The sequence below is a fragment of the Cellulomonas sp. Root137 genome (assembly GCF_001426725.1).
In the GTDB taxonomy this organism is placed as follows: domain Bacteria; phylum Actinomycetota; class Actinomycetes; order Actinomycetales; family Cellulomonadaceae; genus Cellulomonas.
Genome location: NZ_LMFG01000004.1, coordinates 441,430 through 458,893 on the forward strand (window position 1 = coordinate 441,430; position 17,464 = coordinate 458,893).

The 17,464-nt window shown below is 73.0% G+C and carries 15 protein-coding genes; 11 read left to right on the forward strand and 4 right to left on the reverse strand.

Annotation, left to right across the window (positions count from 1 at the left end):
* The first annotated feature begins 43 nt into the window (after window positions 1–43).
* From ASD18_RS19550 to ASD18_RS19585, 8 genes are all read left to right on the forward strand, one after another.
* Window positions 44–1,018: a carbohydrate ABC transporter permease gene (locus tag ASD18_RS19550; protein ID WP_082574301.1), complete on the forward strand. Its 975-nt coding sequence runs from the start codon at window positions 44–46 to the stop codon at window positions 1,016–1,018.
* Complete coding sequence (locus ASD18_RS19555; protein WP_056096370.1) at window positions 1,018–1,908, forward strand: carbohydrate ABC transporter permease; 891 nt, start codon at window positions 1,018–1,020, stop codon at window positions 1,906–1,908. The genes ASD18_RS19550 and ASD18_RS19555 overlap by 1 nt, the downstream gene beginning before the upstream one ends.
* A gap of 10 nt (window positions 1,909–1,918) precedes the next feature.
* Window positions 1,919–4,189 (forward strand): alpha-xylosidase, encoded by a 2,271-nt coding sequence (gene yicI / locus ASD18_RS19560; protein WP_056096374.1) that lies wholly within the window; start codon window positions 1,919–1,921, stop codon window positions 4,187–4,189.
* 181 nt (window positions 4,190–4,370) lie between these two features.
* The gene (locus ASD18_RS19565; protein ID WP_056096378.1) at window positions 4,371–5,813 is read left to right on the forward strand and encodes a GH1 family beta-glucosidase; all 1,443 of its coding nucleotides are present in this window, start codon (window positions 4,371–4,373) and stop codon (window positions 5,811–5,813) included.
* Window positions 5,814–5,963: 150 nt separating this feature from the next.
* Entirely contained in the window at window positions 5,964–6,263 is a 300-nt protein-coding gene (locus ASD18_RS19570) for a hypothetical protein (RefSeq protein WP_056096381.1), read from the forward strand.
* Complete coding sequence (locus tag ASD18_RS19575; protein WP_056096384.1) at window positions 6,260–7,096, forward strand: HAD family hydrolase; 837 nt, start codon at window positions 6,260–6,262, stop codon at window positions 7,094–7,096. The genes ASD18_RS19570 and ASD18_RS19575 overlap by 4 nt, the downstream gene beginning before the upstream one ends.
* The gene (locus ASD18_RS19580) at window positions 7,093–7,857 is read left to right on the forward strand and encodes an alpha/beta hydrolase (RefSeq protein WP_056096387.1); all 765 of its coding nucleotides are present in this window, start codon (window positions 7,093–7,095) and stop codon (window positions 7,855–7,857) included. The genes ASD18_RS19575 and ASD18_RS19580 overlap by 4 nt, the downstream gene beginning before the upstream one ends.
* Complete coding sequence (locus tag ASD18_RS19585; RefSeq protein WP_056096390.1) at window positions 7,854–8,627, forward strand: alpha/beta fold hydrolase; 774 nt, start codon at window positions 7,854–7,856, stop codon at window positions 8,625–8,627. The genes ASD18_RS19580 and ASD18_RS19585 overlap by 4 nt, the downstream gene beginning before the upstream one ends.
* Here ASD18_RS19585 and ASD18_RS19590 read toward each other — a convergent pair.
* From ASD18_RS19590 to ASD18_RS19605, 4 genes are all read right to left on the reverse strand, one after another.
* On the reverse strand, window positions 8,624–10,000 hold the full coding sequence (locus ASD18_RS19590; RefSeq protein ID WP_056096396.1) for a gluconate:H+ symporter: 1,377 nt from the start codon (window positions 9,998–10,000) through the stop codon (window positions 8,624–8,626). The genes ASD18_RS19585 and ASD18_RS19590 overlap by 4 nt on opposite strands.
* Window positions 9,997–10,518 (reverse strand): gluconokinase, encoded by a 522-nt coding sequence (locus tag ASD18_RS19595; protein ID WP_235522479.1) that lies wholly within the window; start codon window positions 10,516–10,518, stop codon window positions 9,997–9,999. Before ASD18_RS19595 ends, ASD18_RS19590 begins: the two co-directional genes overlap by 4 nt.
* A gap of 81 nt (window positions 10,519–10,599) precedes the next feature.
* The gene (locus ASD18_RS19600; protein WP_056096399.1) at window positions 10,600–11,028 is read right to left on the reverse strand and encodes a hypothetical protein; all 429 of its coding nucleotides are present in this window, start codon (window positions 11,026–11,028) and stop codon (window positions 10,600–10,602) included.
* Between the two features lie 24 nt (window positions 11,029–11,052).
* The gene (locus ASD18_RS19605) at window positions 11,053–13,245 is read right to left on the reverse strand and encodes a hypothetical protein (RefSeq protein ID WP_235522480.1); all 2,193 of its coding nucleotides are present in this window, start codon (window positions 13,243–13,245) and stop codon (window positions 11,053–11,055) included.
* Window positions 13,246–13,464: 219 nt separating this feature from the next.
* On the opposite strand from ASD18_RS19605, the gene ASD18_RS21800 reads away from it, so the two are divergent.
* From ASD18_RS21800 to ASD18_RS19620, 3 genes are read left to right on the forward strand one after another with little or no spacing between them, the layout of a single operon-like run.
* The gene (locus tag ASD18_RS21800; RefSeq protein ID WP_056096402.1) at window positions 13,465–15,033 is read left to right on the forward strand and encodes a hypothetical protein; all 1,569 of its coding nucleotides are present in this window, start codon (window positions 13,465–13,467) and stop codon (window positions 15,031–15,033) included.
* On the forward strand, window positions 15,030–16,037 hold the full coding sequence (locus tag ASD18_RS19615) for a hypothetical protein (RefSeq protein ID WP_056096405.1): 1,008 nt from the start codon (window positions 15,030–15,032) through the stop codon (window positions 16,035–16,037). The genes ASD18_RS21800 and ASD18_RS19615 overlap by 4 nt, the downstream gene beginning before the upstream one ends.
* Before the next feature lie 58 nt (window positions 16,038–16,095).
* A complete protein-coding gene (locus tag ASD18_RS19620) occupies window positions 16,096–17,037 on the forward strand; it encodes a tetratricopeptide repeat protein (protein WP_056096409.1) in 942 nt (313 codons plus the stop codon).
* Window positions 17,038–17,464: the final 427 nt, after the last annotated feature.

Sequence of the window (17,464 nt, forward strand, 5' to 3'; positions counted from 1 at the left end):
CAGCACCCGCCCGGGCCGTCAGGCCCGCCCTACGGAGGACCCCATGAGCACCGACGCTCTGCACGACCGCACCCTCGACGCCGCGCCGCCCGCCACGGGTGCCCCTCGTCGTCGCCGGACCCGCCCCACCTGGGTCCCCTACCTGCCGTACCTGGTGCCCGGGATCATCGGGTTCGTCGTCGTCATCGGCATACCGTTCGGGACGAACGTCGTCTACAGCTTCCAGAAGTGGAAGGGCGGCATGGCCCCGCACCTCTGGGTGGGGCTGGACAACTACGCGGCGCTGCTGCACGACGAGCAGTTCTGGACGTCGTTCCGCAACTCGATCTCGATGATCGTCGCGATGGTGATCGTGCCGACGCTCATCGGCCTGCTGCTGGCGTCCGTGCTGTTCGACTACCTCGGCAAGACGTTCGGCGCCCGCTCCGCCTCGGTGCTGCGGGCCACGTACTACCTGCCGCAGATCCTGCCCGTCGCGGTCGCCGGTGTGCTGTGGAACTGGATCCTCAACGCGCAGACCGGTGCCGTGAACGAGATCCTGCGGTCGATCGGCATCGACAACCCCCCGAACTGGCTGGGGTCGCCCACGACGGCTCTGCCCAGCGTGATGCTCGTCCTGGTGTGGGTGCAGATCGGCTATCCGGTCGTCATCTTCATGTCCGCCCTCCAGCGCGTCGACCCCGAGCTGTACGAGGCGGCCGAGCTGGACGGTGCGAACTGGTGGCGCCGGTTCCGGGCCATCACGATCCCGCAGATCAAGCCCGAGACGTTCGTCGTCGTGCTGACCTGCACCGTCGCCGCGCTCAAGGTGTTCGGACCGATCTACGTGCTCACCCGTGGCGGCCCGGAGAGCTCGACCCTGGTGCCGAGCTACTACTCGTACCTCAACTTCTTCGACAAGTCGAAGGTCGGCTACGGCGCCGCGGTGGCCAACGTGCTCACGATCGTCATCGTCCTCGTCGCCGGGGCGATCCTCGTCGCGCAGGCGCGCAGCGAGCGCAAGGAAGGGGTCGGCTGATGGCCGTCGACGTGGTCGCCGCTCCGGCGCCGAAGACGCACTCACCGCTGCCGGAGGGCGCGCGCCACCGCCGCGGGACGACGCGCTGGTTCGTGCTGGCGTTCGCGGTGCTCGTGGCCGTGCTCATGATCGTGCCGTTCCTGATCATGCTGCTCAACGCCTTCAAGTCTCCCGCGGACTACTCCCTGAACGGCCCGCTCAGCTGGCCGCAGGAGTTCTACACCGAGGGCGTCAAGGCGTTCTGGGAGCGCGTGGACTTCCCGCAGAAGCTGGTCAACTCGATCTGGATCTCGAGCGCTGTCGCCATCGCGGGGACGCTGCTCTCGCTGCTGAACGCGTACGCGATCGGCATCGGGCGGATCAAGGGGCGGCTGTGGGTGGTGACCCTCTTCCTGCTGGCGACGATGCTGCCGCAGGAGGCCCTCATCTACCCGCTGTTCACCATGGCGCAGCAGGCCGGACTGTCGAACTCCCCGTGGTCGGTGATCATCATCTTCACCGTCATCCAGTCGGCGTTCGGCACCTATCTGCTCTCCTCGGTGCTGAGCACGTTCCCGAAAGCACTGCTCGAGGCGGCCGCGCTCGACGGCGCGAGCCGCTGGCAGGTCCTGTGGAAGGTCGTCTTCCCGGTGGTCCGCCCGACGCTCTCGGTGCTGATGATCTTCTTCTTCATCTGGACCTGGAACGAGTTCTTCATCCCGCTGGTCATGCTCACGTCCAACGACACGCAGACGATCCCGGTGGCGCTCGCGTCCCTGCAGGGCGACCGGATGATGGACGCACCGACGACCAACGCCGGTGCCCTGGTCTCCCTCGTGCCCGCAGTCATCTTCTTCCTCCTGTTCCAGCGGACCCTGACCCGCGGCGTCACCGCCGGCGCGGTCAAGTAAGGCAGCGACCATGAAGTTCACCGACGGGTACTGGCAGCTCCTCCCCGGCGTCCAGGTGCTGCGCCCGCGCAGCGTCGCGGACGTCGTGGTCGGCGAGGACACGCTCACGGTCTACAGCGCGACGGTCCCGCTGACGTCGCGCGGCGACACCCTGAACCGCCCGCTCGTCACGGTGACGTTCTCGTCGCCGATGGACGACGTGATCGGCGTCCGCATCGAGCACCACGCAGGTGGTGTCGACCGCGGCCCCGACTTCGCCGTCGCGCAGACGCCCGCGGACGTCAAGGTGGTCGTCGACGGACCGGTGGCGTCGCTGCGGTCCGGCGGCCTCACGGCCCGGGTGTCCACCGAGGGGGAGTGGGGCGTCGAGTTCGAGGCCGACGGGCGGGTGCTGACGTCGTCGACGGCGCGCAGCATCGGTGTGGTCACGGATGCCCGGGGCGACTCCTACGTGCACGAGCAGCTCTCGCTCGGCGTGCGGGAGCACGTCTACGGGCTCGGTGAGCGGTTCGGCGCCTTCGTGAAGAACGGCCAGTCCGTCGACGTCTGGAACGAGGACGGCGGCACGGCCAGCGAGCTCGCGTACAAGAACGTGCCGTTCTACCTGTCCGACGCGGGCTACGGCGTGTTCGTCGACCACCCGGGCCGGGTCTCGTTCGAGATCGGCTCTGAGGCGGTCTCCCGCACGCAGTTCTCCGTCCCGGGTCAGACCCTGCAGTACTACGTGATCCACGGGCCGACGCCCAAGGCCGTGCTCCGCCGGTATACCGCCTTGACGGGCCGCCCCGCGCGGGTGCCGGCCTGGTCGTACGGCCTCTGGTTGTCGACCTCGTTCACCACCCAGTACGACGAGGCCACCGTGATGTCGTTCGTCGACGGCATGGCCGAGCGCGGGCTGCCGCTGAGCGTCTTCCACTTCGACTGCTTCTGGATGCGCGCGTTCCACTGGACGGACTTCACGTGGGACCCGGCGACGTTCCCGGACCCCGAGGGCCTCCTCGAGAGGCTGCACGCCAAGGGCCTCAAGGTCTGCGTCTGGATCAACCCGTACATCGCGCAGCGGTCGGGCCTCTTCGAGGAGGGGCGCACGGGCGGCTTCCTGGTGACGCGGGCCGACGGATCGGTCTGGCAGACGGACCAGTGGCAGGCCGGCATGGCACTCGTCGACTTCACCAACCCGGACGCCGTCGCCTGGTACCAGGGGCACCTGCGGCGTCTGCTCGGCCAGGGGGTCGACGCGTTCAAGACGGACTTCGGCGAGCGCATCCCGACGGACGTGGTCTGGCACGACGGCTCTGACCCGGAGCGCATGCACAACCACTACACGCACCAGTACAACCGCGCGGTGTTCGAGCTGCTCGAGGCCGAGCGCGGACCGGGCGAGGCCGTGCTGTTCGCCCGGTCGGCGACCGCCGGTGGCCAGCAGTTCCCCGTGCACTGGGGCGGCGACTGCGAGTCGACGTTCGTCTCGATGGCCGAGTCGCTGCGCGGCGGGCTGTCGCTCTCGTCGTCCGGGTTCGGCTACTGGAGCCACGACATCGGAGGTTTCGAGGGCACGCCCGATCCCGCCGTGTTCAAGCGCTGGCTGCCCTTCGGCCTGCTCTCGTCGCACAGCCGCCTGCACGGCTCGGACTCCTACCGCGTGCCCTGGGCGTTCGACGACGAGGCTGTCGACGTGACGCGCACCTTCACGGAGCTCAAGCTCGCACTCATGCCGTACCTCGGGCGGCTCGGGCTCGACGCCCACGAGCAGGGCCTGCCGGTGATGCGCCCGATGGTGCTCGAGTTCCCCGACGACCCCGGCGCCTCCACCGTCGACACCCAGTACATGCTGGGCGAGACCGTGCTGGTGGCGCCGGTGTTCTCCGCCGAGGGGCGCGTCGACGTGTACGTGCCCGAGGGGACCTGGACCTCGCTGCTCAGCGGCGACCAGGTGACCGGTCCGCGCTGGGTGCGTGAGGAGCACGGGTTCTCGTCGCTGCCTGTGTACGTACGGCCGGACTCGGTCCTGCCGGTGGGTGCCCGCACGGACCGTCCGGACTACGAGTGGGCCGACGGCGTCACGTTGCGACTGTTCGAGCTGGCCGACGGGCACCGGTCGGTCGTGGTGGTCCCGGCGCCGGACGGCGGTGACCCGACGACGTTCGTGGTCGAGCGCACCGGCGACGGGGTGCGCGTCGAGGCGCGGGGTGCCGTCGGCGCGTGGCACGTGCAGGTCGGTCTGGACGGACCCGCCGCGAGCGCGACCGCAGGGCAGGGCACGGTCGAGCTCGCGCTCTGAGGGCTCTCGCCACCCCGGGGGCAACCGGGGTGGCGAGAGCGTTCCCACGCCGTGTATCGTATCGTTTCGACAAACCAGCACCGAGGGCCGTGGACCGGCCGGCACAGCTGCCGACCAGACGTCCCGAGCCCCGCCGGCAGCGCAGACCTGAGACCCGTCCGCTCGATCGAAGGACCCGCACATGACGACCTCGCGCCCCTCCGGACGCCAGTTCCCTGCCGACTTCCTCTGGGGCTCGGCCACCGCCTCGTACCAGATCGAGGGGGCGTTCGACGAGGACGGCCGCGGCCCGTCCATCTGGGACACGTTCTCCCGCAAGCCCGGCAAGGTGCTCGACGGCGACACGGGCGACGTCGCCGCGGACCACTACCACCGCGTGGCTGAGGACGTCGCGATCATGCAGGACCTGGGCCTGCAGGCCTACCGGTTCTCGATCGCGTGGCCCCGGATCCAGCCCACCGGCTCGGGCGAGTTCAACCAGGCCGGCCTCGACTTCTACGCCGACCTCGTCGACCGCCTGATCGCCGCGGAGATCAAGCCCGTCGCGACGCTCTACCACTGGGACCTCCCGCAGGCGCTCGAGGACGAGGGCGGCTGGGCCAACCGGCAGACCGCGCTCCAGTTCGAGAAGTACGCGCGCAAGCTCGCCGAGGTGCTCGGCGACCGCATCCACCTGTGGACCACGCTGAACGAGCCGTGGTGCTCGTCGTTCCTCGGCTACGCGTCCGGCGTCCACGCCCCCGGCGTGACGGACGACGCGAAGGCGCTCGCCGCCGTGCACCACCTGAACCTCGCGCACGGCCTCGCCGGGCGTGCCATCAAGGACGTGCTGGGCCAGGACACGCCGATCTCGGTGACGCTCAACCTGCACGTCACGCGCGCCGCGACCGACGCCCCCGAGGACGTCGAGGCGAAGCGCCGCATCGACACCATCGCCAACGAGGTCTTCCTCGGCCCCATCCTCGACGGCGAGTACCCCAAGGAGGTGTTCGCCGACACGGCGCACATCACCGACTGGTCCTTCGTGCTCGACGGCGACCTCGACCTGATCCAGGTCCCGCTCGCGCTGCTGGGCATCAACTACTACTCGACCGGGCGCGTGCAGCAGGGCACACCCGCCGGCGGGGACGGCACGCCCGGTCCGGACGGCCACCGCTCGTCCGAGAACAGCCCGTGGGTCGGCGCCACCAACGTCGAGTTCCTCCCGCAGCCCGGCCCGCACACGGCGATGGGCTGGAACATCGAGCCCCAGGGCCTGGTCGACCTCCTCCTGGAGATCCACGACCGCTACCCGGGCATCCCGATGGCGATCACGGAGAACGGCGCCGCGTTCTACGACGAGGTCAGCCAGGACGGTCGCGTGCACGACGCCGGCCGCGTGGCCTACCTGCACGACCACGTCGACGCGGTCGGCGAGGCCATCGAGCGCGGCGCGGACGTGCGCGGGTACTTCGTCTGGTCGCTGATGGACAACTTCGAGTGGTCCTACGGCTACGACCGCCGCTTCGGCGTGGTCCGCGTCGACTACGACACCCTCGAGCGCACGGTGAAGGACTCGGGCCTCTGGTACCGCGAGCTCCTGCGCACGAACACGATCCCGACGCCGGAGTCCGCCGCCCTCTGACCAACTCCTCTCCGCAACGTCCGCACTCCGTCGGGTCCCGACCCCCTCGAGTGCGGACGTTGCCGTCTCCCGATCCGGACGTCCGCACTCCGGCGGGCTCCAGCACGCACGAGTGCGGACGTCACGTGGGTGGTGGGGGAGGATGAGGGCGTGGGACGACGATCGACGAAGCGGCCGTACGGCGCGGAGCACGTCGAGCTCGACCTCGATCGCGCCACGGGTGGCCGGCAGTCCGAGTCCGCGGCCGACGGCGAGTGGGTGGTCCAGCGCGTGCGCGGGTCCGACCGCGAGTACCGCTGCCCCGGCTGCGACCAGCTGGTGACCGCGGGCACGGCGCACGTCGTCGCGTGGCGGTCCGACGGGCTGTTCGGCGAGGCGCTCGACGACCGCCGGCACTGGCACCCCTCCTGCTGGCAGGCACGCGCCCGACGCGGACCGACCCGCCGATGACTCGCGCACCCCGGCTCGTCGCCACCGACCTGGACGGCACCCTCCTGCGCCCGGACGGCACGGTCTCCCCGCGCACGGCCGCCGCGCTGGTGCGGGCCGCCGACGCCGGCATCGAGGTCGTGTTCGTCACCGCCCGGCCGCCGCGCTGGCTGCGGGAGCTCGCGGAGCATGTGGCCGGTCACGGGGTCGCCATCTGCGCGAACGGCGCGGCGGTGCTCGAGGTGGGCACCGGGCGGTTGCTCGTCGAGCGGGGGATGTCGCCGGAGCTCGTCGGCAGCATCGCGGACCGCGTCCGAGAGGCCTGGGGTGGCTCGGAGGCGGTGCACCTCGCCACGGAGAGCGCGGACGGGTTCGCCTACGAGGCGCGATTCCTGTCCAGCCACCCCGTGCCGCCCGACAGCCCGACGGCCGACCGCATCGAGGACGTCCTGCGCCCGTCGACGTTCAAGCTGCTGGTGCGCTCCACCCGACCGGTCGGCGCGACGTTCGCCGACGAGCTGGCGGCGGTCGTCGGCGAGCTCGGGATCGTCGCCGACTCCGGGGCGGTCGGGCTCGGCGAGATCTCCGGACCCGGCATCACCAAGGCGTCGACGCTCGCCGACTGGGCGGCCACGCGCGGCATCACCCCGGCGGACGTCTGGGCCGTCGGCGACGCACCGAACGACCTGTCCATGCTCGGCTGGGCCGGCACCTCGTTCGCGATGGCCAACGCCCACGCGTCCGTGCTGGACGCGGCGACCCGACGGTGCGCCTCGAACGCCGACGACGGGGTGGCCGACGTCCTGGAGCTCGCGGGTGCGCTGGCCGAGGGCGCCTTAGGCTCGTCGCGATGACGACGAACACGCAGGACCCCGGCCTCATCCGCTCCTTGACGGTCTTGCCCGCCGCGCGCCAGGACGTCGAGCTGCACACCGCCGACGGGCTCACGCTCGTCGGGGAGCTGGCCCGCCCGGCCGACGCGCCCCCCGCCGCGACGCTCGTGACCCTGCACCCGCTGCCCACGCACGGCGGCTACATGGACTCGCACGTGTTCCGGAAGGCGGCCTGGCGGCTGCCCGCCCTGGCGGATCTCGCGGTGCTGCGGTTCAACACGCGCGGCACGGCCAGCCCGCGCGGGACCAGCGGCGGGGCGTTCGACGGCGGGGTCGGCGAACGGTACGACGTGCATGCCGCGATCGAGTTCGCCGAGTTCCACGACCTGCCGAAGCGGTGGCTGGTCGGCTGGTCGTTCGGCACCGAGCTGGCCCTCATGCACGGCCGCGACCCGTCGATCGAGGGGGCGATCCTGCTGTCCCCGCCGCTGCACCGCGCCACGGACGCGGACCTCGACGCGTGGGCGGAGCTCGGCAAGCCGCTCGTGGTGCTGGTCCCGGAGCTGGACGACTACCTGCGCCCCGACGAGGCGCGCCGCCGGTTCGCACGCGTCCCGCAGGCCGAGGTGATCGGGGTGGACGGCGCCAAGCACCTGTGGGTCGGCGAGGCGGCGGTCCGCCGGGTGCTCGACGAGATCGTCGCGCACGTGCTGCCCGACCACGAGATCCCGCTGCCCACCCACTGGGCAGGACCGAGCACGACGGCGGAGGACGACGCATGAGCCTGCACACCTACCGCGCCGAGGGCGACGGCCTCCCGGTCGTCCTCCTGCACGGCTTCCCGCTCGACCACCGCATGTGGGACGACGTCGCCCGTCTGCTGCCCCCCGGTCACCCGGTGCACGCCGTGGACCTGCCGGGGACGCCGGGGCACGCCACCGACCTGCCCGAGCCGTCGCTCGAGGCGTCGGCGGACCTGGTGGCCGAGGTGGTACGTGCCGCGGGCGTGAGCAGCGCCGTGATCGCCGGCCTGTCCATGGGCGGCTACGTGGCGCTCGCGCTGCTCGAGCGGCACCCGGAGCTCGTCGCCGGGCTGGCGCTCGTCGACACCAAGTCCACCGCCGACGCCCCGGACGCGCGCGCCAACCGGCTGCGCATCGCGGACGAGGCGGAGTCGACGGGGTCGGTCGACGCGGTCCGACCGATGGCGACGTCGCTGCTCGGCGAGACGACGCGGACCGCCCAGCCTGAGGTGGCCGCCGAGGTCGCCGCCTGGATCGACCAGCAGGAACCCGCGGGTGTCGCCTGGTCGCAGCGAGCGATGGCGGCCCGGCCGGACCGCACGGACGTGCTCCGCGCGTTCGCGGGCCCGGTCGTCGTGGTGGTCGGCGACGAGGACACCGTCACCCCGGTCACCGCGGCCGAGCACCTCGTCGCCAACGCCGAGGGCGCCCGGCTCGTCGTGGTCCCGCAGTCCGGGCACCTGTCGTCGGTCGAGCAGCCCGCTGCCGTCGCGTCGGCGATCGCGGAGCTGGCCCAGGCGGCCGGCTAGATCACGAGGCTGAGCAGCAGGACGAAGATCAGCGCGGTCACCGACAACACGGTCTCCATGAGGGACCAGGTCTTGAACGTCTGGCCGACGGTCATCTTGAAGTACTCCTTGACCAGCCAGAACCCGGCGTCGTTCACGTGGCTGAGGAACACCGAGCCTGCACCGATCGCGAGGACCAGCAGGGCGACGTGCGTCGTCGAGAGGTCCGTCGCGAGCGGGGCCATGATGCCCGCCGCGGTGATCGTGGCCACGGTGGCCGACCCCGTCGCGAGCCGGATGAGCACGGCGACGATCCACCCGGCGAGCAGCGGTGGGATCGCGGCGTCGGTGATCCCGCTGGCGATGACGTCGCCGACGCCGGAGTCCACGAGCGTCTGCTTGAACCCGCCGCCCGCGGCGACGATGAGCAGGATGCTGGCGATCGGCGCGAAGGACGAGTCCACCAGCTTGCTCACCTGCGCCCGGGTGTTCCCGAGCGAGGTCCCGAGGGCGACCATCGCCACCAACGTGGTGATGAGCAGCGCGACCAGCGGCGTCCCCAGGAACACGAACACCTGACCCACCGGGTTCTCGCCCGCACCGCTCGCCTCGACGACCGTCCGCAGCAGCATGAGCACGACGGGCAGCAGGACGACCATGAGCGCGACCCCGAACCTCGGACGGCGGGCGTCCTCGTCGGTGCGCGCCTCGCCCAGGAACACGTCGGGGGGCGGCAGCACGACCCACCGGGCCAGCGGCTTGGCCAGCAGCGGGCCGGCGATGATCACGGTGGGGGTCGCGACCAGGAGGCCGAGGCCGAGGGTGGTGCCCAGGTCGGCGCCCAGTGCGTCGATCGCAATGAGCGGCCCGGGGTGCGGCGGCACCAGCCCGTGCAGCGCCGAGAGGCCGGCCAGGGCGGGGATGCCCAGCACGATCATCGACAGCTTCGACCGGCGGGCGGCGAGCATCACGACCGGGATCAGCAGGACGACGCCGACCTCGAAGAACAGCGGGATCCCGATGACGAACGCGATGAGCGCCATCGCCCAGGGCAGCCGCTGCACCGGGGTCCTGGACAGGATCGCGTCCACGATCTCGTCCGCGCCGCCGCTGTCGATCAGCAGCTTGCCGATGATCGCCCCGAGGGCGATGAGCAGCCCGACGCCGGCGACGGTGGTCCCGACGCCCGCGACGAAGCTCGTGAACGCGTCCGTGTAGCCGATGCCGGCCAGCACCGCGAGCACACCGGCGCCGAGCGTCAGGGCCAGGAACGGGTGCATCTTGAGGCCGACGATGAGCGCGACGATGACCAGGATGCCGACGATCGCGGCGAAGATGAGCTGAGTCTCGCCGACGCCCTCGGCGGCCGCGGTGACGAGTTGGTGGGCGATCATGAGCGCTCCTCGGAGAGATGGAGGGCGGCCATCGCGCGGTCGGCCACGGCGTCGGGTGGTTCCTCGACCGAGATCGTCACGCCGTCCTCGGCGTCGGTCAGCGGTTCGAGGGTGGCGAGCTGGGACGTGAGCAGGGACGTCGGCATGAAGTGCCCGGCGCGGTGCTCCATGCGGTCCTCGAGCAGCGGCGCCTGGGCCGTGAGGTGCACGAACCGCACGCGGCCCTCGGCCTCGCGCAGCAGGTCCCGGTACGCGACCTTGAGCGCCGAGCACGTGACGACGGCGCTCTCACCGGCCTGCGACCGCGCGGTCATCCAGTCCCGGATGGCGCGCAGCCACGGCCACCGGTCCTCGTCCGTCAGTGGCTCGCCGGCGGACATCTTGGCGATGTTCTCCGGCGGGTGGAACTCGTCGGCCTCCGCGTACGGCCACCCGAGGCGCTCGGCGAGGATGCGGGCGACGGTCGTCTTGCCGGAGCCGGCGACCCCCATGACGACGACGTGCACCATCTCGGTCATGTAGCGACGCCCCTGTCCGCCGTTCCCCCTGCTGCCTCTGGGAGCCTTGCACGGGCGGTCCGAGCGCGCGCGGTGGGGACGTCAGCGAGCGAGCACCCGCGCGAGGGCCTCCGACATGTCGAGCGACTCCCCGTCCTTGCCGCCGGCCCCGATGACGAGCGGGGGAGCGGACGGCTCCGGGGAGACGCCGCGGAACCGCGCAGCCAGGCTCGACGGCGCAGTCAGCACGTAGAACTTGCCGTCGGTGTCGACGGCGACCGTCTCGTCCCGGCGCAGGTACCAGCCGGTCAGGGGAGTCCGGTACCGGGCCCGACCGTCGTAGCTGCGTGCGGACAGCGGGACCGGCGCGGGTCCGGACGTCAGGGCGCGGCGCAGGAACGCGTCGATCTGCTCCTGCGCCTGCGCGGACTCGGCGCGCTGCCGGCCCGCCAACAGCTCGCCGTGCGCCGCCGCCGCTGCCCGACGCTCCTCGCGCCACGCCGCCGTCGCGTCAGCCTTCTCCTCGGTCACATCGACCCTTCGCGGGTGGACCCGTCAGTGGGAGGACGCGGCTGCGTCGTCCTTGGCGGGCTGCTCGTCCTGGGCGTCGGCAGCCGGGGGAGCGTCCTTGACCTCGGGGGTCTCCTGCTCGGCGTCGTCGACGGGGGCGGCGTCGGTGTCCTTCGACGGGTCCGCGTCCTTGGACGGCTCCGCGTCCTCGGTCCGCGGCTCCGGCACGACGGGCACCGCCGCCGACACGGGCGCCGGGCGCGACTTCGTGGGTCGGGACGCCGGCCGGGCCGGCTTCCCGGCGGGAGCCGGCGCTGCGTCGTCGGAGGTCGCGCTCGACGCCTTCGCCGCGGGGGGAGCCGCCTTCTGCTCCTTCTCGAACGCCGCCTCGGCACGCGTCGCCCGGTCCAGCGTGGCGCGGTCGGGGTTGTGGCCGAGCAGGTTGCGCAGCTCGTCGAGGTAGGAGGTGATCGACTCGCGCTGGCGGTTGAGGTCCTCGACCTGCCGCGTCGCGGACGTCCGCTCCCGCTCCGACTCGATCATCGCGTCGGAGATCTGCTTCTCGGCGTGCTCGCGGGCCTCCGCGACCACCCGGTCCGCGTTCTTGCGGGCGTTGGAGATGAGCTCCTTGGCGTGCTGCTCGGCGTCGGTGCGCACCTTGTCGGCCTGCGCCAGCGCCTTGGCCACCCGCTGCTCGGCCTCGGCGGCGTGCGCCTCGGCGTCGCGGACCAGACGCTCGGTCTCGGCGCGCGCGGTCTCGTGGCGGTCGGCGTCCTCGCGCTCGGCGGCCTCGCGACGCGACGCGATCGTCAGCTCGGCGTCGGCAAGCTGCTGCTCCGCGGAGCGGACCATCTCGTCGGCGTGGGTCTTTGCGGACGTGGTGAGCTCGGCGGCGGCACGACGGGCCTCGGTGAGGGCACGCTCGACCTCGAGGCGGGTGCGCTCGCGCAGCTCCGAGGTCTCACGGTCGGCGGACGCGCGCAGCTCGCCGGTCTCGCGTGCCGTGACCTCCTGCAGCTCGGCCGCCTCGCGCGTCGTGACGTCGCGCAGGTGGGACGTCTCGTGCGTGGCCCGCTCGCGCAGCTCGGTGGTCTCGCGCTCCGCCTGGGCGCGCAGGTCGGTGGCGTACCGCTCGGCGTCGCCGCGCAGGGCGACGACGGTCTGCTCCGCGTCCGCCCGCTGCGCGCCGAGCTCGTCGGCCGTCTTGGAGCGCAGCTCGCCGGTCTCGCGCTCGGCCTGGGCGCGCACGAAGGCCGCGTACTGCTCGGCCTCGACGCGCAGCGCCGCGACCTCGGCCGCGACGCGCTGCTGGAGGGCGGCCGCGTCCCGCTCGGCAGCCGCGCGCACGCCGTCCGCGTACTCCTGGGTCTGCACCCGCAGTGACGTGACCTCCTCGGCAGCCTGCTGACGGGCGGCGCCCACCTCGGCCGCGACGTCGCTGCGCTGCTGCGCCACGTACCGGTCGACCTCGATGCGTGCCGCCGCGAGCTCGCCCTCGACCCGCTGGCGCAGCTCGGTGGTGTCGGCGTCGGCGCTCTGGCGCAGGTCCTGCGCGTAACGCTCGGCCTCCTCGCGCTGGGCGGTGGTCTCCGCCTCGGAGCGCGCCCGGAGCTCGCTCGCGGTGCGCTCGGTCGCGATCCGCAGCTGCGTCGCCTCGTGCTCGACGCTCGCGCGCAGCGTGCCCAGCTCGCGCTCGAGCGAGCTGCGCCGCTCGCTCTCCTCGGTCGTGATCGCGCTCTGGATGCGGGCGGCCTCGCGCTCCGCGGAGCCGACGAGCTCCTCGGCACGGCGCTGGGCGGCCAGGAGCGTGCTCTCGGCCTCCGCGGAGGCCGTCGTCTTGACCTCGTCGGCCTCGCGGCGGGCGGTGGCGACGACCTCGGCGACCTCGTTCTCCGCGCGGGCCCTCAGCTGGCCCGACGAGAGCTTGGCGCGGGCGAGGGCGTCGGCCGCCTGGGCGTTGGCCTGCGTGACGACGTCCGAGGACTGCTCCTCGGCGGACCGCAGCAGCTGCTCGATGCGCGAGCCCAGCCCGGAGTAGGTGGGCCGCTCGGCCTCGCGCAGCTGGCGGTGCGCCTCGGAGAGCTCACCTGCCACCTGCATGGCGCGCCCGTCGAGGGACTCCACCTGGGCGCGGGCGTCGGCGAGGGCCTTCTCCAGCCCGGAGATGCGGGCGTCGACGGCTTCGCGTTCGTAACCGCGGAAGTTGACGACGGGGAAGGGGGTCCGGGCGTCGGGCACGAGCAGTCCTCCTGGGCACGGTGGCTCCGCGCGGAGCGGCCTCGGTCGAGGCGCTCGTCGACTTCCGGAGCCCGCCGGTCAGGATACGCGTGTTCACGGTGCCGTGGTCAGGACCCTGCCCGGTACGCACACCAGGGAGGATCCGTCCACTCGGTCCCGGTTCGGCCGTGACGTGCCCCTCTGCCTATCCTGGGGGTTCTCTTCCCTGGAGGATCCTGCGTGCTCAAGCGACTGATCATCGCCGCCGTCGGCGTCGCCGGACTGGTCGTCATCGGTCTCGGCATCGCGTCCGCGACGGTGTGGCGGGCCGACGACGTCCTCGTCGCGACGACGTCGGGTGGCTCCCACACCCTCGTCACGGACCCCGGTGTCCTCGAGCTCGGCGGCGACCCCGTGACCGTCACGGTGAGCGTCCCGGACGGTGGTGACGTCGTCCTCGCGGTCGGCCGTGACACGGACGTCGACGGCTGGGTGGGGACCGACGCGCACGGTCGGGTCACCGGCCTGTCCGGCTGGCACGCGCTGGCCGTGGAGGACGTCGCCGCGCCGGAACCCACCACGGCTCCCACACCCACCGACGCCGCCGCGCCGCCTGCCGACGCGGCCACCCCGGCGCCCACCGAGGGCGAGGCGGAGGCCACCGTCACCGTCGCCGACCCGACGGGCTCCGACCTGTGGGTCGCGGAGGAGACCGGGACCGGGGAGGCGACGCTCGTCTGGCCCGCGCAGGAGGGCCGCTGGAGCCTGCTCGCGGTCAGCACCGGGGAGTCCGCACCGACCCTCTCGCTCGCCTGGCCGCGGGTGGTCACCACGCCGTGGCTGTGGCCGTGCGTCGCCGTCGGCACGCTCCTGGTGCTGCTGGCGGGCTGGCTCCTGCTGCGGGACGTCCGCCGTCGCCGTGCCGGGCTCGACGAGCCCGAGTGGACCTCCGTGCACACCGGTGCGACGCCCGCCGTGGTCGTCGGTGCGGCGGACATCGACACGATCCCCGTGCTCACCCGTCGGCAGCTGCGCGAGGCCACGCAGGCCCGGGCAGCCCGACCGCGTACCGGACCCGTCCCGACGGTGCCCGCGCCCACGAACGAGCCCACGCCGACGCCGACGTCCCCGACGCCCGCGCCCGTCGGCACGAGCCGTCGGGCGCTCCGCCCGCCGACCGGGGCCATCCCGGTGGCACCGACCACCCCGACGCCGGAGCGCACGGTTCCCGCCCCGGGCCCGACGCCGACCCCCGGTCCGTCCGCCCCCACGACGACCCCGTCGGCTCGTCCGCCCGTGCCCGCCCCCGTGCCCACCGCGTCCTGGTCGGCTCGCCCGCCGGCGCCGACGTCGGCGACACCCCCGGTCCCCGGTCCGCCGGCCGCGTCCGCTCCGTCCGGTCCGCCTGCGCCGAGCGCACCCGCCGAGCACAGCACCGTCCCGCACGGCCGACCGTCCTGGGCGCAGCGCGGGAACCCGCCCGTACCGTCCACGGCGACGCCCGCGGCCGCACCCCCGGCACCGCCCGCGGGCCCCGGTCCGGTCAGCCCTGCCGGGTGGTCGGCGGTGCCACCCCCACCGGGTGCACGCCTGCGTCCCGGCTCACCGGCTGGACCCGACGCCGAGCCCGTGCACACGGGCCGGCCCACCTGGGTGCGGACGGCGACACCTCCCGAGCCCGGACCCGACGAGTCCGCCACCGCGGGGTCCCGCGCCGACGCCTGGCGTCGGGCGTGGGGACTGCCTCCGACGGAGGGCGCCCCCGAGGGTGCGCAGACCCCCACCGACACGAACGAGGAGGACCGATGACACGCCGGACGTCCCGCCGCCTCGCCGCGGCCCTCGGCGGCGTGCTGGTGCTCGGGCTCGCCGCCTGCAGCACCCCGCTCCCGCAGGCCCAGCCCGAACCCGTGCCGGCCGTCGCGCCCGCGGTCACCACCGTGGTCCAGTCCCAGGACGTGCTGACCGACCTCGGCGCCGTGCTCACGGCGTCCGACGCGGCCCTGGACGCCACGCAGCTGCCTGCTCGCGTCGCCGGGCCGGCTCTGGCGGTACGGACCGCGGAGTACGTCCGCGCGACCGCGACCGCCGGCGCCAAGCCGCCGACCCCGCTGCCCACGGACGAGCAGGCGCTGATCGTCCCGCAGACCGACACCTGGCCGCGGACGCAGCTGGTCGTCACCAAGCAGCCCGACGACCTCCAGGCCCCGCGCATCCTCGTGATGCAGCAGGCGACCCCTCGCGAGCAGTACAAGCTGTGGGGATGGGGCCGCATGGGCGCGGGCATCCAGATGCCGGCCACCGCCGCCCCGGAGACGGGCAGCCCGGTGCTCGCGCCCGACGCCGCCGGTCTCGTGATGACTCCGGTCGAGGCCTTCCAGCAGTACGCGGACGTCCTGGCCAACGGAGACGCTTCGGCGTTCGCCGCGAGCTTCCTGCCCGACACCTTCAGGTCGAGCGTCGAGGCGGCGCGGGCGGCGACGGCAGCCGGTGTACAGGCGGCCGGGTCCGCGGTCGAGACGTACACGCCTGACCCGACGACGCCGGTGGTCAGCCTCCAGACGGTCGACGGCGGAGCGATCGTCGTCGGCCAGCTCACCACCGTGTCCACCGTGACGCTCACGGTGGCGGGTGGCACGATCCCGATCTCCGACCCGTTCTACGCGGCGCTCACCGGCAAGACGAGCGCCGGCAGCAACTTCGTCCGGACGTTCACCGACGTGCTCGTCATGTACGTGCCCCCGGCCGGCAGCCCCGCACTCGTGCAGCTGCTGGCCGCCGAGCACGCCGTGACGTCCGCGACGGCCGAGTAGACCGACCGACTTCCCGCACCCCAGCGACTCCAGCGCGCAGCCGAAGGAAGACCGACGCATGTCCCAGCCGACCGGACCCCGCCCCCGCCTCGACGTCCGCGGGGCGGTGGACCTCTCCACGCTCAACCGTCCTGCGACACCCCCGCCCGGCAGTCCGGGTGGGCTGCCGGCGCCCGGCACCTACGTGGTGGACGTCGACCAGGAGTCGTTCCCCGACCTCGTGCAGAGCTCCACGCAGTACCCGGTGGTCGTGGTGCTCTGGTCACCCCGGAGCGAGGCCAGCGCGACGGTCGCCGCCGACCTCGCCTCCCTCGCCGACGAGGACGAGGGCCGCTGGCAGCTGGCGCGCATCGACGCGGAGGCCAACCCGCAGGTCGCCCAGGCGTTCCAGGCGCAGAGCGTGCCCACCGTCGTCGCCGTCCTCGCCGGTCAGCCGCTTCCCCTGTTCCAGGGCGCGTACCCCCGCGACCAGGTGCGTGCCGTCCTCGATCAGGTGCTCGCCGCCGCCGAGGCCAACGGGATCACGGGCCGCGCGGCGCCGAGCACGGGCGCCGCAGCCCAGGACGAGCCGGAGCCGGAGCCCGAGCTCCCGCCCCTGCACCAGGCGGCGTACGACGCGATCGAGCGTGACGACCTCGCCGCGGCCACCGCCGCCTACGAGCAGGCGCTGAAGGAGAACCCGCGCGACTCGCTCGCGCGTGCCGGCCTGGCCCAGGTCGGCCTGCTCGACCGGACGCGCGACGCCGACCTCCAGACAGCGCGCGCTGCAGCCGCCGACGACCCGTCGGACGTCGACGCCCAGCTGGCCGTCGCGGACCTCGACATCCTCGGCGGGAAGGTGGAGGACGCGTTCGCGAGGCTCGTCGACGTCCTGCGTGCCACCGCCGGCCCGGAGCGCGAGCGGGTGCGCGTCCGTCTGGTCGACCTGTTCGAGGTCATCGGCGGCGAGGACCCCCGCGTGATCGCCGCCCGCCGGGCCATGGCCAGCGCGCTGTACTGAGCGCGTTTGCGCAGGTCGGAGGCTTCGCGGCCGAGTGACCCGCGTCACCGCTCGCGGATTTGCTCTCCGGCGGGATGCCTGCGTAATCTTCTCGACGTCGCCCGGCAGGGAGGAACGGACACCGCGGATCGAACCGCAGTGGCTGGTCCCCCGGAGCGACATCCTCGGACTCTTCGACCGGCGGCCAGATCGTCGGTCATCAGGAGCGTCCGGACGCGGAGCTCAGGCTCCCGCCCCGCTGAATCTCCTCTGACCAGGGGATTTGACGAGGCAGGGCCGCTCCGCTAAGTTAGAGCAGTTGCCTCCGGACAGGTTGAAAGGCCTGGAAGGATGCGCGTCTGTTCCTTGAGAACTCAACAGTGTGCCAAATAGTCGATGCCATATGGCTCGCTATCGGAGGATGTCTTGTCCCGTTCGGGGTGGGGTG

Coding starts and splice junctions, on each gene's coding strand:
- ASD18_RS19550 (WP_082574301.1), top strand. CDS start 44: ATGAGCACCGACGCTCTGCACGACCGCACCCTCGACGCCGCGCCGCCC.
- ASD18_RS19555 (WP_056096370.1), top strand. CDS start 1,018: ATGGCCGTCGACGTGGTCGCCGCTCCGGCGCCGAAGACGCACTCACCG.
- yicI (WP_056096374.1), top strand. CDS start 1,919: ATGAAGTTCACCGACGGGTACTGGCAGCTCCTCCCCGGCGTCCAGGTG.
- ASD18_RS19565 (WP_056096378.1), top strand. CDS start 4,371: ATGACGACCTCGCGCCCCTCCGGACGCCAGTTCCCTGCCGACTTCCTC.
- ASD18_RS19575 (WP_056096384.1), top strand. CDS start 6,260: ATGACTCGCGCACCCCGGCTCGTCGCCACCGACCTGGACGGCACCCTC.
- ASD18_RS19580 (WP_056096387.1), top strand. CDS start 7,093: ATGACGACGAACACGCAGGACCCCGGCCTCATCCGCTCCTTGACGGTC.
- ASD18_RS19585 (WP_056096390.1), top strand. CDS start 7,854: ATGAGCCTGCACACCTACCGCGCCGAGGGCGACGGCCTCCCGGTCGTC.
- ASD18_RS19590 (WP_056096396.1), bottom strand. CDS start 10,000: ATGATCGCCCACCAACTCGTCACCGCGGCCGCCGAGGGCGTCGGCGAG.
- ASD18_RS19595 (WP_235522479.1), bottom strand. CDS start 10,518: ATGACCGAGATGGTGCACGTCGTCGTCATGGGGGTCGCCGGCTCCGGC.
- ASD18_RS19615 (WP_056096405.1), top strand. CDS start 15,030: ATGACACGCCGGACGTCCCGCCGCCTCGCCGCGGCCCTCGGCGGCGTG.
- ASD18_RS19620 (WP_056096409.1), top strand. CDS start 16,096: ATGTCCCAGCCGACCGGACCCCGCCCCCGCCTCGACGTCCGCGGGGCG.